The following is a 1444-nucleotide window of genomic DNA, read 5'->3' on the forward strand; positions in this document are numbered from 1 at the left end:
TAATAACAAAAATAACACCAAAAACCAATTTTTTATTTAAAGTGTGGATTATGGATTATGGATTACCTAGGGGGGTGTCGTAGTACCCCCCTAGGTTCACAAAAGAAAACTACTCCTTATAGCCAATAACAAAATACTTTTCTGGATTTTGTAAACACACCAAACTAATAAATAAATCATCTTCAACAACCTTATAGCTTTCAAAATTATTCATTTTCATATTTAATCTTCCTTTCTATAAATTATTCATTACTAATATAACAAGAATACGACCACCTTAATTTTACTTGTAATAAAATTTCCTTTTGACTTCACGATATCGAAAGTAATGATTTGGATTGGTTGTTAACTTGGAATTAATCCAAGTTAAAACCTGCACCAATCGCCACTTATGTGGCTATCATTATTTCTTTGTTCGTCAAAAGTATTTCTCTTATCACAAGTAAAATTAAGGTTTGGCAAGCATTGGCTTTGCTAGCCACTTCATTCACTTACGTTCATTCAGTGCTGCAAATCCGCTTGTTGGGGGAATCCCCCCAATCCCCCTTTTTTGCTAAAGCAAAAAGCTAGCCACAAGGGCTAGCTAAAAGCACTATCTATCTTTTCTATGTCGAATTGATTTTATATAATTACTCATAATAAATGTTGAATTATCACAAAGTAACGGGAACCAATCATCAAATCTATATACCATTGCATAATCTATTAAATCTTGAATTTCATCAATATTATTATCTCTAACATACTCAATCATTTCTTTTATTAATTCATATCTTTCTCCACTTGTAATCCTAAAATATTGTTCTATATCAATATTGCCATAAACTTCAATATCCGATTTATTATATTGAAATTTATCCGGACTATCTATATGCACCATATATCTTATACTACCGCCTGTAGAATTAGATTTTTGAGGTGCAGGAGCATTAATAGTATTAGTTAACTCTAAAACCTGGGTATATGACTTATTAGATGTAAAACATAATAATACATGCCAATGAGCCTTCTTAATCTCTCCAGTAGGTAAAACGTCTTTATCATGTAAAGGACTACATACAAAGAAAACACCTTGTTCTACAAGTTGTTCTTTCCAATTCTCAGGAGCAGATTCAGGATATACAATAACATTCCATGTTTTAGATCTAGAATCTTTTCTATTAGTTTTCTGCATGATAAACTATGGTTAATTAAACGAGTGTGTTGTACCTATCCTAACCGCCAAATTAGATGGGTACTTTTTTGTTTAAAAAGAACCATATTCCTCCTTTGCATATTTTTTTATCAATGTTTCAATCACTTCAGATTTAGAAAAACCATATTTTTCCTTTATTCTGTTCAACGCTTCATTTTCTTCATCAAACAACCTAACTGTAAAAGTCTTTTTTTCACTTTTATTTCTCTCGATACTCAACATTTAACACCTCCAATCAGTTTTATTTAA

The 1444-nt window shown here is 30.7% G+C and carries 2 protein-coding genes; both read right to left on the minus strand.

From position 1 onward, the window contains the following. Positions 1-592: 592 nt before the first annotated feature. Complete coding sequence (locus tag ACFCT9_RS13020; protein WP_412521703.1) at positions 593-1174, minus strand: replication protein; 582 nt, start codon at positions 1172-1174, stop codon at positions 593-595. Positions 1175-1246: 72 nt separating this feature from the next. After that, positions 1247-1417, minus strand: coding sequence for a Cop-6 protein (locus ACFCT9_RS13025; RefSeq protein ID WP_412521702.1), 171 nt, complete (start codon positions 1415-1417; stop codon positions 1247-1249). Positions 1418-1444 lie beyond the last annotated feature (27 nt).

The sequence above is a fragment of the Staphylococcus simulans genome (assembly GCF_047037175.1).
In the GTDB taxonomy this organism is placed as follows: Bacteria; Bacillota; Bacilli; order Staphylococcales; family Staphylococcaceae; genus Staphylococcus; species Staphylococcus simulans_C.